The sequence below is a fragment of the Pseudomonas sp. BT-42-2 genome, assembly GCF_025847435.2.
In the GTDB taxonomy this organism is placed as follows: Bacteria; Pseudomonadota; Gammaproteobacteria; order Pseudomonadales; family Pseudomonadaceae; genus Aquipseudomonas; species Aquipseudomonas urmiensis.
Genome location: NZ_JAOYTM010000017.1, coordinates 22,869 through 41,975 on the forward strand (window position 1 = coordinate 22,869; position 19,107 = coordinate 41,975).

29 protein-coding genes are annotated in these 19,107 nt (G+C 58.0%); 28 read left to right on the forward strand and 1 reads right to left on the reverse strand.

The window, feature by feature from the left end; translation table 11 throughout:
• The first annotated feature begins 9 nt into the window (after nt 1-9).
• The 26 genes from rplB to bfr all read left to right on the forward strand — a co-directional run bounded on the left by rplB (nt 10) and on the right by bfr (nt 13,985).
• Nucleotides 10-834 (forward strand): 50S ribosomal protein L2, encoded by an 825-nt coding sequence (rplB, locus tag OIU19_RS20575; protein ID WP_027915105.1) that lies wholly within the window; start codon nt 10-12, stop codon nt 832-834.
• A 16-nt stretch (nt 835-850) separates the two neighbouring features.
• Nucleotides 851-1,126, forward strand: a complete 276-nt coding sequence (gene rpsS / locus OIU19_RS20580) for a 30S ribosomal protein S19 (RefSeq protein WP_119138201.1) — start codon at nt 851-853, stop codon at nt 1,124-1,126.
• 11 nt (nt 1,127-1,137) lie between these two features.
• Nucleotides 1,138-1,470, forward strand: a complete 333-nt coding sequence (gene rplV / locus OIU19_RS20585; RefSeq protein WP_003103908.1) for a 50S ribosomal protein L22 — start codon at nt 1,138-1,140, stop codon at nt 1,468-1,470.
• Nucleotides 1,471-1,483: 13 nt separating this feature from the next.
• Entirely contained in the window at nt 1,484-2,170 is a 687-nt protein-coding gene (gene rpsC / locus OIU19_RS20590; protein WP_003255481.1) for a 30S ribosomal protein S3, read from the forward strand.
• Between the two features lie 12 nt (nt 2,171-2,182).
• On the forward strand, nt 2,183-2,596 hold the full coding sequence (rplP, locus tag OIU19_RS20595) for a 50S ribosomal protein L16 (RefSeq protein ID WP_009397508.1): 414 nt from the start codon (nt 2,183-2,185) through the stop codon (nt 2,594-2,596).
• Nucleotides 2,596-2,787 (forward strand): 50S ribosomal protein L29, encoded by a 192-nt coding sequence (gene rpmC / locus OIU19_RS20600; RefSeq protein WP_002555481.1) that lies wholly within the window; start codon nt 2,596-2,598, stop codon nt 2,785-2,787. Before rplP ends, rpmC begins: the two co-directional genes overlap by 1 nt.
• Before the next feature lie 2 nt (nt 2,788-2,789).
• On the forward strand, nt 2,790-3,056 hold the full coding sequence (rpsQ, locus tag OIU19_RS20605; RefSeq protein WP_003255478.1) for a 30S ribosomal protein S17: 267 nt from the start codon (nt 2,790-2,792) through the stop codon (nt 3,054-3,056).
• Between the two features lie 23 nt (nt 3,057-3,079).
• Complete coding sequence (gene rplN, locus OIU19_RS20610) at nt 3,080-3,448, forward strand: 50S ribosomal protein L14 (RefSeq protein WP_008089810.1); 369 nt, start codon at nt 3,080-3,082, stop codon at nt 3,446-3,448.
• A gap of 11 nt (nt 3,449-3,459) precedes the next feature.
• The gene (gene rplX / locus OIU19_RS20615) at nt 3,460-3,774 is read left to right on the forward strand and encodes a 50S ribosomal protein L24 (protein WP_003255476.1); all 315 of its coding nucleotides are present in this window, start codon (nt 3,460-3,462) and stop codon (nt 3,772-3,774) included.
• Nucleotides 3,775-3,794: 20 nt separating this feature from the next.
• Nucleotides 3,795-4,334: a 50S ribosomal protein L5 gene (rplE, locus tag OIU19_RS20620; RefSeq protein ID WP_186557313.1), complete on the forward strand. Its 540-nt coding sequence runs from the start codon at nt 3,795-3,797 to the stop codon at nt 4,332-4,334.
• 13 nt (nt 4,335-4,347) lie between these two features.
• A complete protein-coding gene (rpsN, locus tag OIU19_RS20625) occupies nt 4,348-4,653 on the forward strand; it encodes a 30S ribosomal protein S14 (RefSeq protein ID WP_009397499.1) in 306 nt (101 codons plus the stop codon).
• Between the two features lie 209 nt (nt 4,654-4,862).
• Entirely contained in the window at nt 4,863-5,255 is a 393-nt protein-coding gene (rpsH, locus tag OIU19_RS20630; protein WP_119138195.1) for a 30S ribosomal protein S8, read from the forward strand.
• A 12-nt stretch (nt 5,256-5,267) separates the two neighbouring features.
• The gene (gene rplF / locus OIU19_RS20635) at nt 5,268-5,801 is read left to right on the forward strand and encodes a 50S ribosomal protein L6 (RefSeq protein ID WP_003255469.1); all 534 of its coding nucleotides are present in this window, start codon (nt 5,268-5,270) and stop codon (nt 5,799-5,801) included.
• A gap of 10 nt (nt 5,802-5,811) precedes the next feature.
• On the forward strand, nt 5,812-6,162 hold the full coding sequence (rplR, locus tag OIU19_RS20640) for a 50S ribosomal protein L18 (protein ID WP_011531893.1): 351 nt from the start codon (nt 5,812-5,814) through the stop codon (nt 6,160-6,162).
• 3 nt (nt 6,163-6,165) lie between these two features.
• On the forward strand, nt 6,166-6,666 hold the full coding sequence (gene rpsE, locus OIU19_RS20645) for a 30S ribosomal protein S5 (RefSeq protein WP_003255465.1): 501 nt from the start codon (nt 6,166-6,168) through the stop codon (nt 6,664-6,666).
• 2 nt (nt 6,667-6,668) lie between these two features.
• Entirely contained in the window at nt 6,669-6,845 is a 177-nt protein-coding gene (gene rpmD, locus OIU19_RS20650) for a 50S ribosomal protein L30 (protein ID WP_264236560.1), read from the forward strand.
• 3 nt (nt 6,846-6,848) lie between these two features.
• A complete protein-coding gene (gene rplO, locus OIU19_RS20655; protein WP_010220318.1) occupies nt 6,849-7,283 on the forward strand; it encodes a 50S ribosomal protein L15 in 435 nt (144 codons plus the stop codon).
• The gene (secY, locus tag OIU19_RS20660; RefSeq protein ID WP_186557314.1) at nt 7,284-8,615 is read left to right on the forward strand and encodes a preprotein translocase subunit SecY; all 1,332 of its coding nucleotides are present in this window, start codon (nt 7,284-7,286) and stop codon (nt 8,613-8,615) included. It abuts the gene before it with no gap.
• 28 nt (nt 8,616-8,643) lie between these two features.
• Complete coding sequence (rpmJ, locus tag OIU19_RS20665; RefSeq protein ID WP_011531897.1) at nt 8,644-8,760, forward strand: 50S ribosomal protein L36; 117 nt, start codon at nt 8,644-8,646, stop codon at nt 8,758-8,760.
• A 131-nt stretch (nt 8,761-8,891) separates the two neighbouring features.
• On the forward strand, nt 8,892-9,248 hold the full coding sequence (gene rpsM, locus OIU19_RS20670; protein ID WP_012316515.1) for a 30S ribosomal protein S13: 357 nt from the start codon (nt 8,892-8,894) through the stop codon (nt 9,246-9,248).
• A gap of 18 nt (nt 9,249-9,266) precedes the next feature.
• The gene (rpsK, locus tag OIU19_RS20675) at nt 9,267-9,656 is read left to right on the forward strand and encodes a 30S ribosomal protein S11 (RefSeq protein WP_003255454.1); all 390 of its coding nucleotides are present in this window, start codon (nt 9,267-9,269) and stop codon (nt 9,654-9,656) included.
• A 15-nt stretch (nt 9,657-9,671) separates the two neighbouring features.
• A complete protein-coding gene (rpsD, locus tag OIU19_RS20680) occupies nt 9,672-10,292 on the forward strand; it encodes a 30S ribosomal protein S4 (protein WP_101322335.1) in 621 nt (206 codons plus the stop codon).
• A 22-nt stretch (nt 10,293-10,314) separates the two neighbouring features.
• Nucleotides 10,315-11,316: a DNA-directed RNA polymerase subunit alpha gene (gene rpoA, locus OIU19_RS20685; protein WP_003255452.1), complete on the forward strand. Its 1,002-nt coding sequence runs from the start codon at nt 10,315-10,317 to the stop codon at nt 11,314-11,316.
• A gap of 42 nt (nt 11,317-11,358) precedes the next feature.
• Nucleotides 11,359-11,745 (forward strand): 50S ribosomal protein L17, encoded by a 387-nt coding sequence (gene rplQ, locus OIU19_RS20690; RefSeq protein WP_003255451.1) that lies wholly within the window; start codon nt 11,359-11,361, stop codon nt 11,743-11,745.
• Nucleotides 11,746-11,917: 172 nt separating this feature from the next.
• Nucleotides 11,918-13,357, forward strand: coding sequence for a catalase (locus tag OIU19_RS20695; RefSeq protein WP_264236561.1), 1,440 nt, complete (start codon nt 11,918-11,920; stop codon nt 13,355-13,357).
• Nucleotides 13,358-13,520: 163 nt separating this feature from the next.
• Nucleotides 13,521-13,985 carry a bacterioferritin gene (gene bfr, locus OIU19_RS20700; protein WP_264236562.1) on the forward strand — a complete coding sequence of 155 codons (465 nt, stop codon included), beginning with the start codon at nt 13,521-13,523 and terminating at the stop codon, nt 13,983-13,985.
• 61 nt (nt 13,986-14,046) lie between these two features.
• Here bfr and uvrA read toward each other — a convergent pair whose 3' ends face one another.
• A complete protein-coding gene (uvrA, locus tag OIU19_RS20705) occupies nt 14,047-16,881 on the reverse strand; it encodes an excinuclease ABC subunit UvrA (protein ID WP_264236563.1) in 2,835 nt (944 codons plus the stop codon).
• A gap of 129 nt (nt 16,882-17,010) precedes the next feature.
• On the opposite strand from uvrA, the gene OIU19_RS20710 reads away from it, so the two are divergent.
• Nucleotides 17,011-18,405: an MFS transporter gene (locus tag OIU19_RS20710; protein ID WP_264236564.1), complete on the forward strand. Its 1,395-nt coding sequence runs from the start codon at nt 17,011-17,013 to the stop codon at nt 18,403-18,405.
• 9 nt (nt 18,406-18,414) lie between these two features.
• The gene (locus tag OIU19_RS20715; protein ID WP_264236565.1) at nt 18,415-18,969 is read left to right on the forward strand and encodes a single-stranded DNA-binding protein; all 555 of its coding nucleotides are present in this window, start codon (nt 18,415-18,417) and stop codon (nt 18,967-18,969) included.
• The last annotated feature ends 138 nt before the right edge of the window (nt 18,970-19,107 follow it).

Consider the following 19,107-nt stretch of genomic DNA (forward strand, 5'->3'; position numbering starts at 1 on the left):
GGGTGCATCATGGCAATCGTTAAATGCAAACCGACTTCCCCTGGCCGCCGTTTCGTGGTCAAGGTGGTCAACAAGGAGCTGCACAAAGGCGCTCCTCACGCACCGCTGCTCGAGAAGAAATCGAAGTCTGGTGGTCGTAACAACAATGGCCGCATTACCACGCGTCACGTTGGTGGTGGTCATAAGCAGCATTACCGTCTGGTCGACTTCCGTCGCAACGACAAAGATGGCATTCCAGCCACTGTCGAGCGTATCGAATACGATCCAAACCGTACTGCTCACATCGCCCTGCTGTGCTACGCAGACGGTGAGCGTCGCTACATCATCGCGCCTAAAGGCGTGAGCGCTGGCGACCAGCTGATCGCAGGTGCCCTGGCCCCAATCAAGGCCGGTAACTCCCTGCAGCTGCGCAACATCCCAGTAGGTAGCACCATTCACGGCATCGAACTGAAGCCGGGTAAAGGTGCACAGATCGCTCGTTCCGCTGGTGCTTCGGCTCAGCTGATCGCTCGCGAAGGTGTCTACGTGACCCTGCGTCTGCGCTCTGGTGAAATGCGTAAAGTCCTGGCTGAGTGCCGTGCGACCCTGGGCGAAGTCTCGAACTCCGAGCACAGCCTGCGTTCGCTGGGTAAAGCTGGTGCCAAACGCTGGCGTGGCGTTCGCCCAACCGTTCGTGGTGTTGCCATGAACCCGGTTGACCACCCGCATGGTGGTGGTGAAGGTCGTACCTCCGGTGGTCGTCATCCGGTATCGCCATGGGGCTTCCCAACCAAGGGTGCGAAGACTCGTGGTAATAAGCGTACCGACAACATGATCGTCCGTCGTCGCAAGTAAATAGAGGGATACGACAGTGCCACGTTCTCTGAAAAAAGGTCCTTTTATCGATCTTCACCTACTGAAGAAGATCGAAGTGGCGACGGAGAAGAACGATCGCAAGCCAGTTAAAACCTGGTCGCGCCGTTCGATGATCCTGCCACAAATGGTCGGTCTGACCATCGCGGTACACAACGGTCGTCAACATGTCCCAGTTCTCGTGAACGAAGACATGGTCGGCCACAAACTGGGCGAGTTCGCCGGTACCCGCACCTATCGCGGGCACGTGGCTGACAAGAAAGCCAAGCGTTAAGGGGTTAGGAAATGGAAGTAGCCGCTAAGTTGTCGGGCGCTCGAATCTCCGCCCAGAAAGCCCGCTTGGTCGCCGACCAGATCCGCGGGAAGAAGGTGGGCGAAGCGCTCAACCTGTTGGCCTTCAGTAGCAAAAAAGCCGCTGAAATCATGAAGAAAGTCCTCGAGTCGGCCGTTGCCAACGCCGAACACAACGAAGGCGCAGACGTTGATGACCTGAAGGTCTCCACCGTCTTCGTCAACGAAGGGCGTTCGCTGAAGCGCATCATGCCGCGTGCCAAAGGCCGCGCTGATCGCATCGTCAAGCGGTCTTGCCATATCACTGTCAAGGTTGCGGACAAGTAACGGAGTCGATCAGATGGGTCAGAAAGTACATCCCACTGGCATTCGCCTGGGAATCGTCAAGGAGCACACCTCCGTCTGGTACGCAGACGGTGCTACTTACGCAGATTACCTGTTGAAGGATCTGAAAACGCGTGAGTACCTCCAAGACAAACTAAAAAGCGCGTCCGTAAGCCGTATCGATATTCATCGTCCGGCTCAAACTGCACGCATCACCATCCACACCGCTCGTCCAGGTATCGTTATCGGGAAGAAGGGTGAGGACGTTGAGAAGCTGCGTCAGGACCTGACCAAGCAGATGGGTGTGCCTGTGCACATCAACATCGAAGAGATCCGCAAGCCGGAACTCGACGCTATGCTGGTTGCGCAAAGCGTAGCTCAGCAGCTGGAACGCCGCGTAATGTTCCGTCGCGCCATGAAGCGCGCCGTACAGAACGCCATGCGTATTGGTGCCAAGGGCATCAAGATCCAGGTGAGCGGTCGTCTCGGCGGCGCTGAGATTGCTCGTACCGAGTGGTATCGCGAAGGTCGTGTGCCTCTGCACACCCTGCGTGCCGATATCGACTACAACACCTACGAAGCTCACACCACCTACGGTGTGATCGGTGTGAAGGTTTGGATCTTCAAAGGCGAAGTAATTGGTGGTCGCCAAGAAGAGCTGAAGCCTCAAGCACCAGCGCCTCGTAAAAAAGCTGCTAAGTAAGGGGTACGCCAAATGTTGCAACCAAAGCGTACAAAATTCCGCAAGCAGATGACCGGCCACAACCGTGGTCTGGCACTGCGCGGTAGCAAGGTCAGCTTCGGCGAATTCGCCCTGAAAGCTGTCGCCCGCGGTCGCCTCACCGCTCGCCAGATCGAGTCGGCACGTCGTGCCCTGACCCGTCACGTAAAACGTGGCGGTAAGATCTGGATCCGTGTGTTCCCGGACAAGCCGGTCACCAAGAAGCCTCTCGAAGTGCGGATGGGTAAAGGTAAGGGTTCCGTGGAATACTGGGTTGCCCAGATCCAGCCAGGCAAAGTCCTGTACGAGATCGAGGGTGTTTCTGAAGAGCTGGCGCGCGAAGCTTTCGCCCTGGCTGCTGCAAAGCTGCCTCTCGCCACCTCCTTTGTTAAGCGGACGGTGATGTGATGAAAGCGAATGAACTTCGTGAAAAATCGGCACAGCAGCTGAACGAGCAACTGCTCGGCCTGCTGCGCGACCAGTTCAATCTGCGTATGCAGAAAGCAACTGGCCAGTTGGGGCAGTCGCACCTGCTCTCGCAAGTTAAGCGTGACATCGCTCGCGTGAAAACTGTGCTCAACCAGCAGGCAGGTAAGTGATCATGGCTGAAGCTGAAAAAACCGTCCGTACGCTGACTGGCCGTGTCGTCAGCGACAAAATGGACAAGACCATCACCGTTCTGATCGAGCGTCGCGTAAAGCACCCGATCTACGGTAAATACGTTAAGCGTTCGACTAAGCTGCACGCGCACGACGAAGCCAACCAGTGCAAAATCGGCGACAAGGTTTCCATTCGCGAAACCCGTCCGCTGGCCAAGACTAAGTCCTGGGCACTGGTTGAAGTCCTCGAACGCGCTGTTGAAGTCTAAGGGCTAAGGGTCGGAGAAATTTTATGATTCAGACTCAATCCATGCTCGATGTGGCCGATAACAGCGGCGCTCGTCGCGTCATGTGCATCAAGGTGCTCGGCGGTTCCCACCGTCGTTACGCCGGTATCGGTGACATCATCAAAGTAACCGTCAAGGAAGCAATTCCGCGCGGTAAGGTCAAAAAAGGCCAGGTGATGACCGCTGTTGTCGTCCGTACCCGTCACGGTGTACGTCGCGCTGACGGTTCCATCATTCGTTTCGACGGCAACGCTGCTGTTCTGCTGAACACCAAGCAAGAGCCGATCGGCACTCGCATCTTCGGGCCAGTGACCCGTGAACTTCGTACTGAGAAGTTCATGAAGATCGTCTCGCTCGCCCCTGAAGTGCTCTAAGGAGATCCGACATGCAAAAGATTCGTCGTGACGACGAGATCATCGTGATCGCCGGCAAAGACAAAGGTAAGCGCGGTAAGGTGCTGAAGGTTCTCGCTGATGACCGTCTGGTCATCGGTGGCGTGAACCTGGTCAAGCGTCATACCAAGCCTAACCCGATGGCGGGCGTACAGGGCGGTATCGTCGAGAAAGAAGCGCCTCTGCACGCTTCCAACGTTGCCATTTTCAATGGTGAAACCAACAAGGCTGACCGCGTTGGCTTCAAGGTTGAAGACGGCAAGAAAATTCGTGTCTTCAAGTCGACCCAGAAAGCGGTTGATGCTTGAACACTGCTAGGTAGAAGACAATGGCACGACTCAAAGAGATTTACCGGAACGAAATCGCTCCCAAGCTTAAGGAAGAACTTAAGCTCGCGAACGTGATGGAAGTTCCTCGCGTAACCAAGATCACCCTGAACATGGGTCTGGGCGAAGCGGTCGGTGACAAGAAAGTCATCGAAAACGCCGTTGCCGACCTGGAAAAGATCACCGGCCAAAAAGCCGTTGTGACTTTCGCTCGCAAGTCGATTGCGGGTTTCAAGGTTCGTGAAGGTTGGCCGATCGGCGTTAAAGTTACTCTGCGCCGTGACCGTATGTACGAGTTCCTGGACCGCCTGCTGGCGATCTCCCTGCCTCGGGTTCGCGACTTCCGCGGCCTGAATGCCAAGTCCTTCGATGGTCGTGGCAACTACAGCATGGGCGTGAAAGAGCAGATCATTTTCCCGGAAATCGACTACGACAAGATCGATGCTCTGCGCGGTCTGGACATTACCCTGACCACCACTGCTCGTTCGGATGACGAAGGTCGCGCCCTGCTGCGTGCTTTCAAATTCCCGTTCCGCAACTGATTGGAGTAGGAAAATGGCCAAGAAGAGCATGAAAAACCGCGAGCTGAAGCGTCAGCTCACGGTAGCCAAGTACGCCAAAAAGCGTGCCGAGCTGAAAGCGACCATCGTCAACCTGAACGCTTCGCCTGAAGAGCGTTTCGCCGCCGTCGTTGCACTGCAGAAGCAGCCGCGCGACGCCAGCGCCGCTCGTCTGCGCAACCGTTGCCGCCTGACCGGCCGTCCTCACGGTGTATACCGTAAGTTCGGTCTGGGCCGTAACATGCTGCGCCAGGCTGCAATGCGCGGTGATGTTCCAGGTCTGGTCAAGGCCAGCTGGTAATCACGGTTGGTGTGATCCCGGCGCGAGGGGAGCAATCTTCCGACCGCCGGTGACATCGCAACGAAACAAGCCCCTATATGGGGCTTGTTTCGTTTCTGGCTTGTGTCTAGAATGACCGGCTCACCTGAGCCTGGGTTTTTTGACCTGTCCGCTCAGGTGGTTGTGATAGCCGCAAGGCTAATAATTCTTGTATCAGGAGCATCTAGCCCATGAGTATGCAGGACCCGTTAGCGGACATGCTAACTCGCATCCGTAATGCCCAGATGGCTGAAAAGTCCGTCGTAAGCATGCCTTCTTCGACTCTGAAGGTAGCGGTTGCCAAAGTTCTGAAGGACGAAGGTTACATCGCTGGCTATCAGGTAAGCAGCGAAGTCAAACCCTCCCTGTCGATCGAGCTGAAGTACTTCGAAGGCCGTCCGGTCATCGAAGAGCTGAAGCGCGCTAGCCGTCCTGGCCTGCGTCAGTACAAGGCCGTTACAGATCTGCCGAAAGTTCGTGGCGGTCTGGGCGTGTCTATCGTCTCCACCAACAAAGGTGTGATGACTGATCGTGCTGCACGTGCTGCCGGTGTTGGTGGCGAAGTTCTGTGCACAGTGTTCTAAGGGGGGATAAGCATGTCTCGCGTCGCTAAGAACCCCGTTAAGCTGCCATCTGGCGTCGAAGTCAAATTCGCCGGTCAGCAGCTTTCGGTGAAGGGTGCCAAGGGCACTCTCGAACTGAACGTTCACTCGTCTGTTGAAGTTACCGAAGAGTCTGGTGAGCTGCGTTTTGTCGCTCGCAACGGTGACCAGCAAGCTCGCGCCATGGCCGGTACTACCCGCGCTCTGGTGAACAACATGGTCCAAGGCGTAAGCCAAGGCTTCGAGCGCAAGCTCCAGCTGGTCGGTGTTGGTTACAAGGCACAGGCTAAAGGCACCGTCCTGAACCTGGCCCTGGGCTTCTCTCACCCAGTGGACTACGAACTGCCAGCCGGTATCACCGCTGAAACACCTAGCCAGACCGACATCCTGATCAAGGGTATCGACAAGCAGCTGGTAGGTCAGGTGGCCGCTGAAATCCGCGACTTCCGTCCGCCAGAGCCTTACAAAGGTAAAGGTGTGCGTTACGCGGACGAAGTAGTCCGTCGTAAAGAAGCCAAGAAGAAGTAGGGCCTAGCAAATGACCGACAAAAAAGTTACTCGACTGCGTCGCGCTCGCAAAGCACGCCTGAAAATGCACGAGCTCGAAGCCGTGCGTCTGTGCGTGTTCCGCTCCTCGCAGCACATTTATGCCCAGGTCATCTCGGCCGACGGCAGCAAGGTTTTGGCAAGCGCCTCGACCTTGGACAAAGAACTGCGTGATGGCGCCACCGGCAACATCGACGCGGCCACTAAGGTTGGCAAGCTGGTAGCTGAGCGTGCGAAAGCCGCCGGTGTATCTCAAGTTGCCTTTGACCGTTCCGGCTTCAAGTACCATGGCCGCGTCAAAGCGCTGGCTGATGCTGCTCGTGAAGGCGGGCTGGAGTTCTAAGTTATGGCAAATAACGATCAAAAGCGCGACGAAGGCTACATCGAGAAGCTGGTTCAAGTTAACCGCGTAGCCAAAACCGTTAAAGGCGGCCGTATCTTCACCTTCACCGCGTTGACCGTGGTGGGTGATGGCAAGGGTCGCGTTGGTTTCGGCCGTGGCAAATCGCGCGAAGTACCTGCTGCGATTCAAAAAGCCATGGAAGCTGCTCGTCGCAACATGATTCAGGTTGACCTGAAGGGCACCACCCTGCAGTACGCCACCAAGGCCGCCCACGGCGCCTCGAAGGTTTACATGCAGCCTGCCTCGGAAGGTACCGGTATCATCGCTGGCGGCGCAATGCGTGCTGTCCTGGAAGTTGCTGGTGTTCAGAACGTTCTGGCCAAGTGCTACGGTTCGACCAACCCAGTGAACGTGGTTTATGCCACCTTCAAGGGTCTGAAAGCCATGCAATCTCCAGAATCCATTGCTGCCAAGCGCGGCAAGAGCGTCGAGGAGATCTTCTGATCATGGCTACCGTTAAAGTAACGCTGATCAAAAGCACCGCCGGCCGTCTCCCTAACCACAAACTGTGCGTTAAGGGTCTGGGTCTGCGCCGCATCGGTCACACTGTAGAAGTCCAAGATACTCCCGAGAATCGCGGGATGATCAACAAGGCTTACTACATGCTGCACGTCGAGGGTTAATCGATGAAACTCAATGATCTGAGTCCAGCGCCGGGTTCCCGTCGCGAGAAGCATCGTCCGGGTCGTGGTATCGGTAGCGGTTTGGGTAAGACTGGTGGCCGTGGTCACAAAGGTCAGACCTCCCGTTCCGGCGGCACCATCGCTCCTGGCTTCGAAGGCGGTCAACAACCGCTGCACCGTCGTCTGCCGAAGTTCGGCTTCGTTTCTCTGAAAGCCATGGATCGCGCCGAAGTGCGTCTGTCCGAGCTGGCTAAAGTGGAAGGCGACGTTGTCACCGTGCAATCCTTGAAGGATGCCAACGTGATCAACCAGAACGTACAGCGTGTGAAAATCATGCTGTCTGGCGAAGTCACTCGCGCAGTCACCATCAAGGGTATCGCAGCCACCAAAGGTGCGCGTGCGGCTATCGAAGCAGCTGGCGGCAAGTTCGAGGAATAAATGGCTAAGCAAGGTGCTCTCTCTTCGCTCGGTAAGGGCGGGATGTCGGAACTCTGGGCTCGTCTGCGCTTTCTGTTCATGGCGATCATCGTCTATCGGATAGGTGCGCACATCCCGGTGCCCGGTATTAACCCGGACCGTTTGGCGGATCTGTTTCGACAGAATGAGGGGACCATTCTTAGCTTGTTCAACATGTTTTCCGGTGGTGCGCTGGAGCGCATGAGCATCTTTGCACTGGGGATCATGCCGTACATTTCGGCATCGATCATCATGCAGCTCATGACCGCTGTCAGCCCACAGCTGGAGCAGTTGAAGAAGGAAGGTGAAGCTGGCCGTCGCAAGATCAGCCAGTACACCCGCTACGGCACCGTTATCCTGGCGCTGGTTCAAGCCATTGGCATGTCCATTGGCCTGGCCAACCAGGGCGTGGCGTTTTCTGCGGGTCTGGGCTTCCATGTCGTTGCGGTCTCCACCTTCGTGGCGGGCGCGATGTTCATGATGTGGCTCGGCGAGCAGATCACCGAGCGCGGTGTGGGCAACGGTATCTCGATGTTGATCTTCGCAGGTATCGTTGCCGGTCTTCCGAGAGCAATCGGGCAGTCTTTCGAGTCTGCACGCACAGGCGATATAAACATTTTCGCCCTGGTCGCAATCGGGTTGCTGGCAGTAGCGATTATCGGTTTCGTGGTGTTCATTGAGCGTGGTCAGCGTCGTATCGCCGTTCACTACGCCAAGCGTCAGCAGGGCCGCAAGGTCTTCGCTGCGCAGACCAGCCACTTGCCGCTCAAGGTGAACATGGCGGGCGTAATCCCGGCCATTTTCGCCAGCAGCATTCTGCTGTTCCCGGCTTCGCTGGGTGCCTGGTTCGGTCAGTCCGAAGGTATGGGCTGGCTGCAGGACATCTCGCAGTCGATCGCTCCTGGTCAGCCGTTGAACATTCTGCTGTTTAGTGCAGGGATTATTTTCTTCTGCTTCTTCTACACAGCTCTGATGTTCAACCCGAAAGACGTAGCGGAAAACCTGAAGAAGTCCGGTGCCTTTATTCCGGGTATCCGTCCTGGTGAACAGTCGGCGCGCTACATTGATGGCGTTCTGACCCGTCTGACCATGTTCGGTGCTCTTTACATGATGGCCGTCTGCCTTCTGCCCCAGTTCCTGGTGGTGGCAGCAAATGTGCCGTTCTACCTTGGCGGGACCTCGTTGCTGATTGTGGTAGTGGTTGTGATGGACTTCATGTCCCAAGTACAATCGCACCTCGTTTCGCACCAGTACGAATCCCTGATGAAGAAAGCCAACCTGAAAGGCTATGGCGGCAGCAGTCTGCTGCGCTGATAGACCCCTAAGGTTCGAGGAGTTGGTGATGAAAGTTCGTGCATCGGTGAAAAAGCTGTGCCGTAACTGCAAGATTATTCGCCGCGAAGGCATCGTGCGAGTAATTTGCAGCGCGGAACCGCGTCACAAACAGCGCCAAGGCTGAGTGTGATCCGCGCTACAAGCCCAGCAGCTAGTGCGCTGCTGGGTTGATTAATTGTTTCTACAGCGATATTATCTCGCGCCCTATTTCTTGGCTTCCGGGGCGTAGGTAGCTGTCAATTGGAGTCCCACTGAATGGCCCGTATTGCAGGCGTCAACATTCCAGATAACAAGCATACTGTTATCTCGCTGACCTACATCTATGGTGTCGGTCGCACAACTGCACAGAAGATCTGTGCAGACGCTGGTGTAAACCCAGCCGCTAAGATCAAGGATCTGAGCGACGAGCAAATCGAAACCCTGCGTGGCGAAGTTGCGAAGTTCACCACTGAAGGTGACCTGCGTCGTGACGTCAACATGAAGATCAAACGCTTGATGGACCTGGGCTGCTACCGCGGTCTGCGCCATCGTAAAGGTCTGCCGGTTCGCGGTCAGCGCACCAAGACCAACGCACGCACCCGTAAGGGCCCGCGTAAGCCGATCCGCAAGTAATCGCCCAGGAATATAGACATGGCAAAACCTGCTGCTCGTCCTCGTAAGAAAGTCAAAAAGACAGTGGTTGATGGCATCGCCCACATCCATGCGTCTTTCAACAACACCATCGTGACCATCACCGACCGTCAGGGCAATGCTTTGTCCTGGGCGACCTCCGGTGGTTCGGGTTTCCGTGGTTCGCGCAAATCCACTCCGTTCGCAGCTCAGATCGCTGCTGAGCGTGCTGGTCAAGCTGCGCTGGAATACGGTCTGAAGAACCTCGACGTTAACGTCAAGGGTCCAGGTCCAGGTCGTGAGTCCGCCGTTCGTGCTTTGAACAGCTGCGGCTACAAGATCGCCAGCATCACCGACGTGACGCCAATCCCGCATAACGGGTGCCGTCCGCCGAAGAAGCGTCGCGTGTAATCAGGAGACAGATAAATGGCACGTTACATTGGTCCAAAATGCAAACTGTCTCGCCGTGAAGGCACTGACCTGTTCCTGAAGAGCGGCGTTCGCGCTCTGGAATCGAAGTGCAACATCGAAGCAGCCCCAGGTATCCACGGCCAGCGCCGTGGCCGTCAGTCCGACTACGGTACCCAGCTGCGCGAGAAACAAAAAGTCCGTCGTATCTACGGTGTTCTGGAGCGTCAGTTCCGCGGTTACTACCAAGCTGCTGCCTCGAAAAAAGGCGCAACTGGTGAGAACCTGCTGCAACTGCTCGAGTGCCGTCTGGATAACGTCGTTTACCGTATGGGCTTCGGCTCGACTCGTTCCGAGTCCCGTCAGCTGGTTTCGCACAAAGCGATCAGCGTCAACGGTAAGACTGTAAACATTCCATCCTACCAAGTTCGTCCGGGTGACGTGGTCTCGGTTCGTGAGAAGTCGCTGAACCAGCTGCGCATTGTTCAAGCCCTTGAACTGTGCTCTCAGCGTGGCCGCGTTGAGTGGGTAGACGTGGATGCTGCTAAAAAGTCGGGCGTTTTCAAGAACGTTCCTGCTCGCAGCGATCTGTCCGCCGACATCAACGAAAACCTGATTGTCGAGCTCTACTCCAAGTAAGGGCTAGAAAATAGGTGCATCCATGCAGATTTCGGTAAATGAGTTCCTGACGCCCCGCCACATTGATGTGCAGGTCGTCAGTCCGACCCGCGCCAAGATTACGCTCGAGCCTCTCGAGCGTGGTTTCGGCCATACCCTGGGCAACGCGCTGCGCCGCATCCTGTTGTCCTCCATGCCTGGCTGTGCAGTAGTCGAGGCCGAGATCGATGGCGTACTCCATGAGTACTCCGCGATCGAAGGTGTACAGGAAGACGTAATTGAAATCCTGTTGAACCTGAAAGGCCTGGCTATCAAGCTGCACGGTCGTGACGAAGTTACGCTGACCTTGTCGAAAAAGGGTTCGGGGGTGGTTACCGCTGCCGATATTCAGCTGGATCACGATGTCGAGATCGTCAACCCCGATCACGTAATCGCGAACTTGGCGTCCAACGGCGCCTTGAACATGAAGCTCACTGTAGCTCGTGGTCGCGGTTACGAGCCGGCCGACTCTCGTCAGACTGACGAAGATGAAAGCCGCAGCATTGGCCGTCTTCAGCTGGACGCCTCGTTCAGCCCGGTGCGTCGTATCGCCTATGTGGTCGAAAACGCCCGTGTTGAGCAGCGTACCAACCTGGACAAGCTGGTCATTGATCTGGAAACCAACGGTACTCTGGATCCTGAAGAGGCTATCCGTCGTGCCGCGACCATCCTGCAACAGCAGCTGGCCGCGTTCGTCGACCTCAAGGGTGACAGTGAGCCGGTTGTGGTCGAGCAGGAAGACGAGATCGATCCGATCCTGCTGCGTCCGGTTGACGACCTGGAACTGACTGTACGTTCGGCCAACTGCCTGAAGGCGGAGAACATCTACTACATCGGCGACCTGATTCAGCGTACCGAAGTAGAACTGTTGAAAACTCCTAACCTCGGCAAGAAGTCCCTGACTGAAATCAAGGACGTCCTGGCTTCCCGTGGTCTGTCCCTCGGCATGCGCCTCGACAACTGGCCGCCTGCAAGTCTTAAGAAGGACGACAAGGCGACTGCCTGATCGTCGTAATCACCGAACGTAGTGTTTGGTAAGGAATGAATCATGCGTCATCGTAAAAGTGGACGTCACCTGAGCCGTACCAGCTCTCACCGCAAGGCTATGTTCCAGAACATGGCAGTGTCGTTGATCGAGCACGAGCTGATCAAAACCACCCTGCCGAAAGCCAAGGAACTGCGCCGCGTTGCCGAGCCGCTGATCACCCTGGCCAAGGAAGATAGCGTCGCCAACCGTCGTCTGGCTTTCGATCGTACCCGTTCGAAATCCGCTGTTGGCAAGCTGTTCAACGATCTGGGCAAGCGCTATGCCACCCGTCAAGGCGGCTACCTGCGTATCCTGAAGTGCGGTTTCCGCGCTGGCGACAACGCGCCTATGGCGTACGTCGAGCTGGTTGATCGTCCAGTCGGTGGTGCTGTAGAAGCTGCCGAGTAAGACGTTCTGTCTGCTGCAAAGAGCCGGGCCTAGTGCCCGGTTTTTTGTGTCTATCTATATTGTTAATTTCTATCGATCCAAATAGATCAATGAATTAGTTCTTGCAACATATCTCCCCGATACTTCTTGGCAAGCCGATTAGCCGGCCATTGAAGACCGATAAGGAGAGCCCATGAGCAAGATTCTCACCACCGCCAGCGGTGCACCCGTAGCTGATAACCAGAATTCTCGTTCGGCAGGCCCGCGTGGCCCGCTGTTGCTCGACGACTTCCATCTGATCGAGAAACTCGCCCACTTCAACCGCGAGAACATCCCTGAGCGCCGCGTGCACGCCAAGGGCTCGGGCGCTTACGGTACCTTCACGGTCACCCGCGATATCACTCACTACACCAGTGCCAAGTTGTTCGACACAGTCGGTAAGAAGACTGAGACATTCCTGCGTTTCTCCACCGTGGGTGGCGAGCGCGGCTCAGCGGATACCGAGCGCGATCCGCGTGGCTTTGCCCTGAAGTTCTACACCGAGGAAGGCAACTGGGACATCGTCGGCAATAACACCCCGGTGTTCTTCATTCGCGATCCACTCAAGTTCCCCGACTTTATCCACACGCAGAAACGCCATCCGCAGAGCAACCTGAAGAACGCGCAGATGATGTGGGATTTCTGGTCGCACTCACCGGAGGCGCTGCACCAGGTCACCATCCTCTTCTCCGACCGTGGCATACCTGACGGTTACCGCCACATGCATGGCTTCGGCAGCCACACTTACAGCCTGATCAACGCCAAGGGCGAGCGCACCTGGGTCAAATGGCACTACAAGACCCAACAGGGCATCAAGAATCTCTCGCCGGCTGATGCCGCACGTCTGGCAGGCACTGATCCAGATTACGCCCAGCGCGATCTGTTCGAGGCGATCGAGCGCGGTGACTATCCACGCTGGACGGTGTGCATCCAGGTGATGAGTGAGCAAGAGGCGGCCCACCGTCAGGAGAACCCCTTCGACGTGACCAAGACCTGGTCGCAGAAGGACTATCCATTGATCGAGGTTGGCGTGCTGGAGCTCAATCGCAATCCGCTCAACTACTTCGCGGAGGTCGAGCAGGCGACCTTCGGGCCGAGCAACATGGTCCCGGGCGTGGGGCTGTCGCCGGACCGCATGCTGCAAGGCCGAGTGTTCGCATATGCCGATGCTCACCGCTACCGTGTCGGCACCAATCACCAGCAGTTGCCGGTGAACGCCCCTCGTAGCGCGGTCAACACCTATCAGCGTGACGGCGCCATGGCCTACGGCGCTTACGGCAGTGCGCCGAACTACGAGCCCAACAGCTACGGCGATGCCCCGAAGCAATCGCCTCAGCACGCTGAGCCAGCCCTTTCACTCAACGGCGCGGCCGATCGTTACGATCATCGCGAGGACGGCGATTACTACAGCCATGCAGGTGCGCTGTTCCGTTTGATGAACGCTGAACAGCAGGCATTGTTGATCAGCAATATCGCCGGGACCATGGCGGGGGTCAGTGAGGATGTCGTGCAGCGTCAGCTGCAGCACTTCTTCAAGGCCGATCCGGCGTATGCTGAAGGCGTCGCCAAGGCATTGGGCGTGGATCTCGCCTGAGTCGGAATGATAAGTAGAACCGCCCTCATTTGGGCGGTTTTTCAATGAATATCACTACTGTTTGCCGGTTTTTTTGCATGTTATTGCGCGTTTTTCAGTGACCTCTCGACCTTCCTGGTTCACACTATGCCGTATTGATGTTTTCACAGGGAGAAGCAGGGCGATGCAAGGTCACCCGGACGTAATCGATTACCTCAACACGTTGCTGACGGGCGAACTGGCGGCGCGTGACCAATATTTCATCCACTCGCGGATGTACGAGGATTGGGGCTTGAGCAAGCTCTATGAGCGTATCAATCATGAGATGGAAGAAGAGGCGCAGCACGCCGATGCCCTGATGCGCCGGATCCTCATGCTTGAAGGTACGCCGCGCATGCGCCCAGACGATCTCGATGTAGGCGCTACCGTGCCAGAGATGATCGCCGCCGACCTGCGCCTGGAGTACAAGGTACGCGCCGCGCTGTGCAAAGGCATCGAGTTGTGCGAGCTGCACAAGGATTACATCAGCCGCGATATCCTGCGCGCGCAACTGGCCGATACCGAAGAAGATCACACCTACTGGCTGGAGAAACAGCAGGGGCTGATCAAGTCCATCGGTCTGCAGAACTACCTGCAATCGCAGATGTAAGCGTGTTCAGATAATAAAAAAACCCTGTCACTCGCGTGACAGGGTTTTTTATTGCCCGTCTTTAGGCCCGATCCCGCTCCAACAGCGGCTTGAGGTAATGCCCGGTATATGACTGCTTCATCTTCGACAGTTCTTCCGGTGTGCCCGAGGCAATGATCTGCCCCCCCTTGGAACCACCCTCAGGCCCCAAGTCCACCAGCCAGTCAGCCGTCTTGATCACGTCCAGGTTGTGTTCGATCACCACCACGGTGTTGCCGTGGTCACGCAGGCGGTGCAGGACGTCCAGCAACTGCTGGATATCGGCAAAGTGCAGGCCGGTGGTCGGCTCGTCGAGGATGTACAAGGTCTTGCCGGTATCGCGCTTGGACAGCTCGCGTGACAGCTTGACCCGCTGCGCCTCGCCACCCGACAGGGTCGTTGCCGACTGCCCCAGCTTGATGTAGGAAAGCCCCACATCGACCAGCGTTTGCAGCTTGCGCGCCAGTGCCGGCACCGCGTCGAAGAACTCGCGGGCATCCTCGATGGTCATTTCCAGCACCTCGTGGATGTTCTTGCCCTTGTACTTGATCTCCAGGGTTTCGCGGTTGTAGCGCTTGCTCTTGCACACATCGCACGGCACATAGATGTCCGGCAGGAAGTGCATCTCGACCTTGATCAGGCCGTCGCCCTGGCACGCCTCGCAGCGGCCACCCTTGACGTTGAAGGAGAAACGCCCTGGGCCATAGCCCCGCGCACGCGACTCCGGCACACCAGCGAACAGCTCGCGCACCGGGGTGAAGATACCGGTGTAGGTCGCAGGGTTCGAGCGTGGGGTGCGGCCAATCGGGCTCTGGTCGATATCGACCACCTTGTCCAGGTGCTGCAGGCCGTCCATGCTGCTGTGCGCCGCCGCTTCATGGCTGGTAGCACCGTTGAGCGCGCTAGCTGCGAGCGGGAACAGGGTATTGTTGATCAGCGTCGACTTGCCCGAGCCGGAAACACCGGTCACGCAGGTCAGCAGGCCAATGGGAATTTCCAAGTCGACGTTTTGCAGGTTGTTGCCACGCGCGCCCTTGAGCTTGAGCGAGAGCTTTTTGTTGCGCGGTGTGCGCTTGGCCGGGACTGCAATCTTCTTGCGGCCGGACAGGTACTTGCCGGTCAGCGAGTCAGGGTGGTCCATGACCTCCTGAGGCGTACCCTCGGCAACGATCTGCCCGCCATGCACGCCAGCACCCGGGCCGATGTCGACCACATAGTCGGCCAGGCGAATGGCGTCCTCGTCGTGCTCGACCACAATCACGGTGTTGCCCAGATCACGCAGGTGATTGAGGGTGCCCAGCAGACGGTCGTTGTCGCGCTGATGCAGGCCGATCGACGGCTCGTCGAGGATGTACATCACCCCCACCAGGCCGGCCCCGATCTGGCTGGCCAGGCGGATGCGCTGGGCCTCACCGCCAGACAGGGTTTCGGCGCTGCGGTCCAGGGTCAGGTAATCCAGGCCGACGTTGACCAGGAACTGCAGGCGCTCGCAGATTTCCTTTAGGATCTTCGCCGCGATCTCACCGCGTCGACCGGTCAGGGTCAGGTCGCTGAAATACTCACTGGCGTCACCGATCGGCAGGTTGGTAACCGCCGGCAGGGTTTTCTCGCCCACCCATACGTGCCGCGCTTCACGGCGCAGACGCGTGCCGCGGCAGTCAGGGCAGGGCTGGGTACCGAGAAACTTCGCCAGCTCCTCGCGCACAGTCGCCGACTCGGTCTCGCGGTAGCGCCGCTCAAGGTTCGGCACGATGCCTTCGAACGGGTGCGAACGCTTGACGATATCGCCACGGTCGTTGAGGTACTTGAAGTCGACGTTCTGCTTGCCGCTGCCGTGCAGGATGACTTTCTGGTCTTCGGCGGATAGCTCGGCAAACGGAACTTCCAGGCTGAAGCCGTACTGCGCGGCCAGTGAACCGAGCATCTGGAAGTAGTACACGTTACGCCGGTCCCAGCCGCGGATAGCGCCCTCGGCCAGGGTCAACTCAGTGTTGACCAGGCGCTTGGTGTCGAAGTACTGCTTGACCCCCAGGCCATCGCACGTCGGGCAGGCGCCAGCCGGGTTGTTGAAGGAGAACAGCTTGGGTTCCAGCTCGCTGATGGCATGCCCACAGATCGGGCAGGCGAAGCGTGCGGAGAAGATCATCTCTTCACCCGGCTCGTCGTCCATCGGCGCCACCAGGGCGATACCGTCGGCCAGCTTCAGCGCCGTCTCGAACGATTCGGCCAGGCGCTGCTGCAGGTCGCTGCGCACCTTGAAGCGGTCTACCACCACATCGATGCTGTGCTTTTTTTGCTTATCGAGCTTGGGCAACTCATCGAGCTCATACAGCTTGCCGTTGACCCGGGCACGGACGAAACCCTGCGCACGCAGCTCGTCGAACACCGCCAAGTGCTCACCCTTGCGCTCGCGAATCACCGGCGCTAGCAGCATCAGCTTGCTGCCCTCTGGTTGATCGAGCACCAGGTCGACCATCTGGCTGACGGTTTGCGCCTCCAGCGGAATATCGTGATCCGGGCAGCGCGGTGTACCCACGCGAGCGTACAGCAAGCGCAGGTAGTCGTAGATCTCGGTGATGGTGCCCACCGTCGAGCGCGGGTTGTGCGAGGTCGACTTCTGCTCGATGGAGATGGCCGGGGAGAGGCCCTCGATGGTGTCGACGTCAGGCTTTTCCATCATCGACAGGAATTGCCGGGCGTAAGCCGACAGCGATTCCACGTAGCGGCGCTGACCCTCGGCGTAGAGTGTGTCGAACGCCAGGGACGACTTGCCGGAACCGGACAGGCCGGTGATCACGATCAGCTTGTCCCGAGGTAGGGTCAGGTCGATGTTCTTCAGGTTGTGGGTACGTGCCCCACGAATCAGGATCTTGTCCACTACGGCCTCGCTCGGCGGGCATAAACAAGGAAGTATACGGCGCGCTGCCATTACGCGGCAAAGCGTCGCGTATATGCCGTCAAGGCGTCGGACTGATAGAATCGCCGCCGGTTCACACGAGGTTAATCCATGCACGACACCCACAACGAGCGCATGAGTGGTAGCGAGACCCGCGCCGCCAGTGGCCTGGCCCTGGTGTTTGCCTTTCGTATGCTGGGCATGTTCATGGTCCTGCCGGTGCTTGCCACCTACGGTATGGACCTGGCCGGTGCCACGCCTGCGCTGATCGGCCTGGCCATTGGTGCCTATGGCCTGACCCAGGCGCTGCTGCAAATTCCGTTCGGGGTGATTTCCGACCGCATCGGGCGTCTTCCGGTGATCTACCTGGGGCTGGTGATCTTCGCCCTGGGCAGCGTGCTGGCCGCGCAGGCCGACTCGATCTGGGGCGTGATCGCCGGGCGGGTTCTACAAGGCGCCGGAGCGATCTCCGCGGCGGTCATGGCGCTGCTGTCCGATCTGACCCGTGAACAGCACCGGACCAAGGCCATGGCCATGATCGGCATGAGCATCGGCTTGTCGTTCGCGGTGGCCATGGTGGTCGGGCCGTTGCTGACTCGGGCATTTGGCCTGTCAGGATTGTTCCTCGCCACCGCAGGACTTGCCGTCATCGGCATCGCCCTGGTGGCCTTCGTCGTGCCTAGCGCGCACAGCGCTTTGCAGCACCGCGAATCGGGCGTGGCGCGTCAGGCCCTCGGCCCGACCCTGCGCCATCCGGACCTTCTGCGCCTGGACGTGGGTATCTTCGTGCTGCACGCGATCCTCATGGCCAGCTTCGTCGCCTTGCCGCTGGCGTTCGTCGAGCGCGGCGGCTTGCCCAAGGAAGAACACTGGTGGGTGTACCTGACCGCCTTGCTGGTTTCATTTTTTGCAATGGTGCCGTTCATCATCTACGGCGAAAAAAAGCGCAAGATGAAACGCGTGTTGCTTGGCGCGGTCAGTGTCCTGCTGGTGATCGAGGTGTTCTTCTGGCAGTGGGCTGACAGTTTGCGCGGACTGGTGATCGGCACCGTGATATTCTTTACTGCCTTCAACCTGCTGGAGGCATCGTTGCCTTCGCTGGTCAGCAAGGTGTCGCCCGCCGGCGGCAAGGGAACAGCAATGGGGGTTTACTCCACCAGCCAGTTCCTCGGTGCCGCCTTGGGAGGAATCATCGGTGGCTGGTTGTTCCAGCACGGTGGCCTGGGCATGGTGTTCTTGGGCTGTGCAGTGCTGTGTGCCGTATGGCTGGTCGTTGCGTTGAGCATGAACGAGCCGCCTTATGTGACCAGCCTGCGTATGCCGCTGACGCCTGAGGCAGTCCGGGAAGCCGGACTGACCGAGCGCCTGATGGCAGTGCCGGGTGTGACCGACGCCGTGGTGGTGGCAGAAGAAGCCGCCATCTACATCAAACTGGATACGAAAATTTTGGACCGTACGACCCTCGAGCGCCTGGTGAACCCAGCCTCTTCGGCGTGCGAAGCCTAGGAGAACGTTATGGCCCGTGGGGTTAACAAAGTCATTCTGGTCGGCACCTGCGGCCAGGATCCCGAAGTCCGCTACCTGCCCAACGGTAACGCCGTGACCAACCTGAGCCTGGCTACCAGCGAGCAGTGGACCGACAAGCAGTCCGGTCAGAAGGTCGAGCGTACCGAATGGCACCGTGTGTCGATGTTCGGCAAGGTCGCCGAGATCGCCGGCGAATACCTGCGCAAGGGTTCCCAGGTCTACATCGAGGGCAAGCTGCAGACCCGCGAGTGGGAAAAAGACGGCATCAAGCGCTACACCACTGAAATCATCGTCGACATGCAGGGCACCATGCAGCTGCTCGGCGGCCGCCCGCAGAACCAGCAGCAGGGCGGTAGTGATCAGTACAACCAAGGTGGTGGTAACAACTACAACCAAGGTGGCCAGCAGCAACAGTACAACCAGCAGGCGCCGCGTCAGCAGGCTCCACGCCCACAGCAGGCCCCGCAGCGCCCAGCGCCCCAGCAGCCCGCTCCGCAGCCGGCGGCTGACTTCGACAGCTTTGATGACGATATTCCGTTCTGACGAGCCGTAGCGTTGTTCTAGTCTCACAAGAAAGCCCCGCGTTGCGGGGCTTTCTTGTTTCTGCACCGCCACGTAGTGGTAGACGGTCATCGCAGCTTGCCGATTCTTGACTAGGCTTATCCATTGACGGCCTTCAAC

What these genes read in the sequence shown, in the direction of transcription:
- rplB (WP_027915105.1), top strand. Translation starts at nt 10, where the DNA reads ATGGCAATCGTTAAATGCAAACCGACTTCCCCTGGCCGCCGTTTCGTG.
- rplV (WP_003103908.1), top strand. Translation starts at nt 1,138, where the DNA reads ATGGAAGTAGCCGCTAAGTTGTCGGGCGCTCGAATCTCCGCCCAGAAA.
- rpsC (WP_003255481.1), top strand. Translation starts at nt 1,484, where the DNA reads ATGGGTCAGAAAGTACATCCCACTGGCATTCGCCTGGGAATCGTCAAG.
- rplP (WP_009397508.1), top strand. Translation starts at nt 2,183, where the DNA reads ATGTTGCAACCAAAGCGTACAAAATTCCGCAAGCAGATGACCGGCCAC.
- rpmC (WP_002555481.1), top strand. Translation starts at nt 2,596, where the DNA reads ATGAAAGCGAATGAACTTCGTGAAAAATCGGCACAGCAGCTGAACGAG.
- rpsQ (WP_003255478.1), top strand. Translation starts at nt 2,790, where the DNA reads ATGGCTGAAGCTGAAAAAACCGTCCGTACGCTGACTGGCCGTGTCGTC.
- rplN (WP_008089810.1), top strand. Translation starts at nt 3,080, where the DNA reads ATGATTCAGACTCAATCCATGCTCGATGTGGCCGATAACAGCGGCGCT.
- rplX (WP_003255476.1), top strand. Translation starts at nt 3,460, where the DNA reads ATGCAAAAGATTCGTCGTGACGACGAGATCATCGTGATCGCCGGCAAA.
- rplE (WP_186557313.1), top strand. Translation starts at nt 3,795, where the DNA reads ATGGCACGACTCAAAGAGATTTACCGGAACGAAATCGCTCCCAAGCTT.
- rpsN (WP_009397499.1), top strand. Translation starts at nt 4,348, where the DNA reads ATGGCCAAGAAGAGCATGAAAAACCGCGAGCTGAAGCGTCAGCTCACG.
- rpsH (WP_119138195.1), top strand. Translation starts at nt 4,863, where the DNA reads ATGAGTATGCAGGACCCGTTAGCGGACATGCTAACTCGCATCCGTAAT.
- rplF (WP_003255469.1), top strand. Translation starts at nt 5,268, where the DNA reads ATGTCTCGCGTCGCTAAGAACCCCGTTAAGCTGCCATCTGGCGTCGAA.
- rplR (WP_011531893.1), top strand. Translation starts at nt 5,812, where the DNA reads ATGACCGACAAAAAAGTTACTCGACTGCGTCGCGCTCGCAAAGCACGC.
- rpsE (WP_003255465.1), top strand. Translation starts at nt 6,166, where the DNA reads ATGGCAAATAACGATCAAAAGCGCGACGAAGGCTACATCGAGAAGCTG.
- rpmD (WP_264236560.1), top strand. Translation starts at nt 6,669, where the DNA reads ATGGCTACCGTTAAAGTAACGCTGATCAAAAGCACCGCCGGCCGTCTC.
- rplO (WP_010220318.1), top strand. Translation starts at nt 6,849, where the DNA reads ATGAAACTCAATGATCTGAGTCCAGCGCCGGGTTCCCGTCGCGAGAAG.
- secY (WP_186557314.1), top strand. Translation starts at nt 7,284, where the DNA reads ATGGCTAAGCAAGGTGCTCTCTCTTCGCTCGGTAAGGGCGGGATGTCG.
- rpmJ (WP_011531897.1), top strand. Translation starts at nt 8,644, where the DNA reads ATGAAAGTTCGTGCATCGGTGAAAAAGCTGTGCCGTAACTGCAAGATT.
- rpsM (WP_012316515.1), top strand. Translation starts at nt 8,892, where the DNA reads ATGGCCCGTATTGCAGGCGTCAACATTCCAGATAACAAGCATACTGTT.
- rpsK (WP_003255454.1), top strand. Translation starts at nt 9,267, where the DNA reads ATGGCAAAACCTGCTGCTCGTCCTCGTAAGAAAGTCAAAAAGACAGTG.
- rpsD (WP_101322335.1), top strand. Translation starts at nt 9,672, where the DNA reads ATGGCACGTTACATTGGTCCAAAATGCAAACTGTCTCGCCGTGAAGGC.
- rpoA (WP_003255452.1), top strand. Translation starts at nt 10,315, where the DNA reads ATGCAGATTTCGGTAAATGAGTTCCTGACGCCCCGCCACATTGATGTG.
- rplQ (WP_003255451.1), top strand. Translation starts at nt 11,359, where the DNA reads ATGCGTCATCGTAAAAGTGGACGTCACCTGAGCCGTACCAGCTCTCAC.
- OIU19_RS20695 (WP_264236561.1), top strand. Translation starts at nt 11,918, where the DNA reads ATGAGCAAGATTCTCACCACCGCCAGCGGTGCACCCGTAGCTGATAAC.
- bfr (WP_264236562.1), top strand. Translation starts at nt 13,521, where the DNA reads ATGCAAGGTCACCCGGACGTAATCGATTACCTCAACACGTTGCTGACG.
- OIU19_RS20710 (WP_264236564.1), top strand. Translation starts at nt 17,011, where the DNA reads ATGCACGACACCCACAACGAGCGCATGAGTGGTAGCGAGACCCGCGCC.
- OIU19_RS20715 (WP_264236565.1), top strand. Translation starts at nt 18,415, where the DNA reads ATGGCCCGTGGGGTTAACAAAGTCATTCTGGTCGGCACCTGCGGCCAG.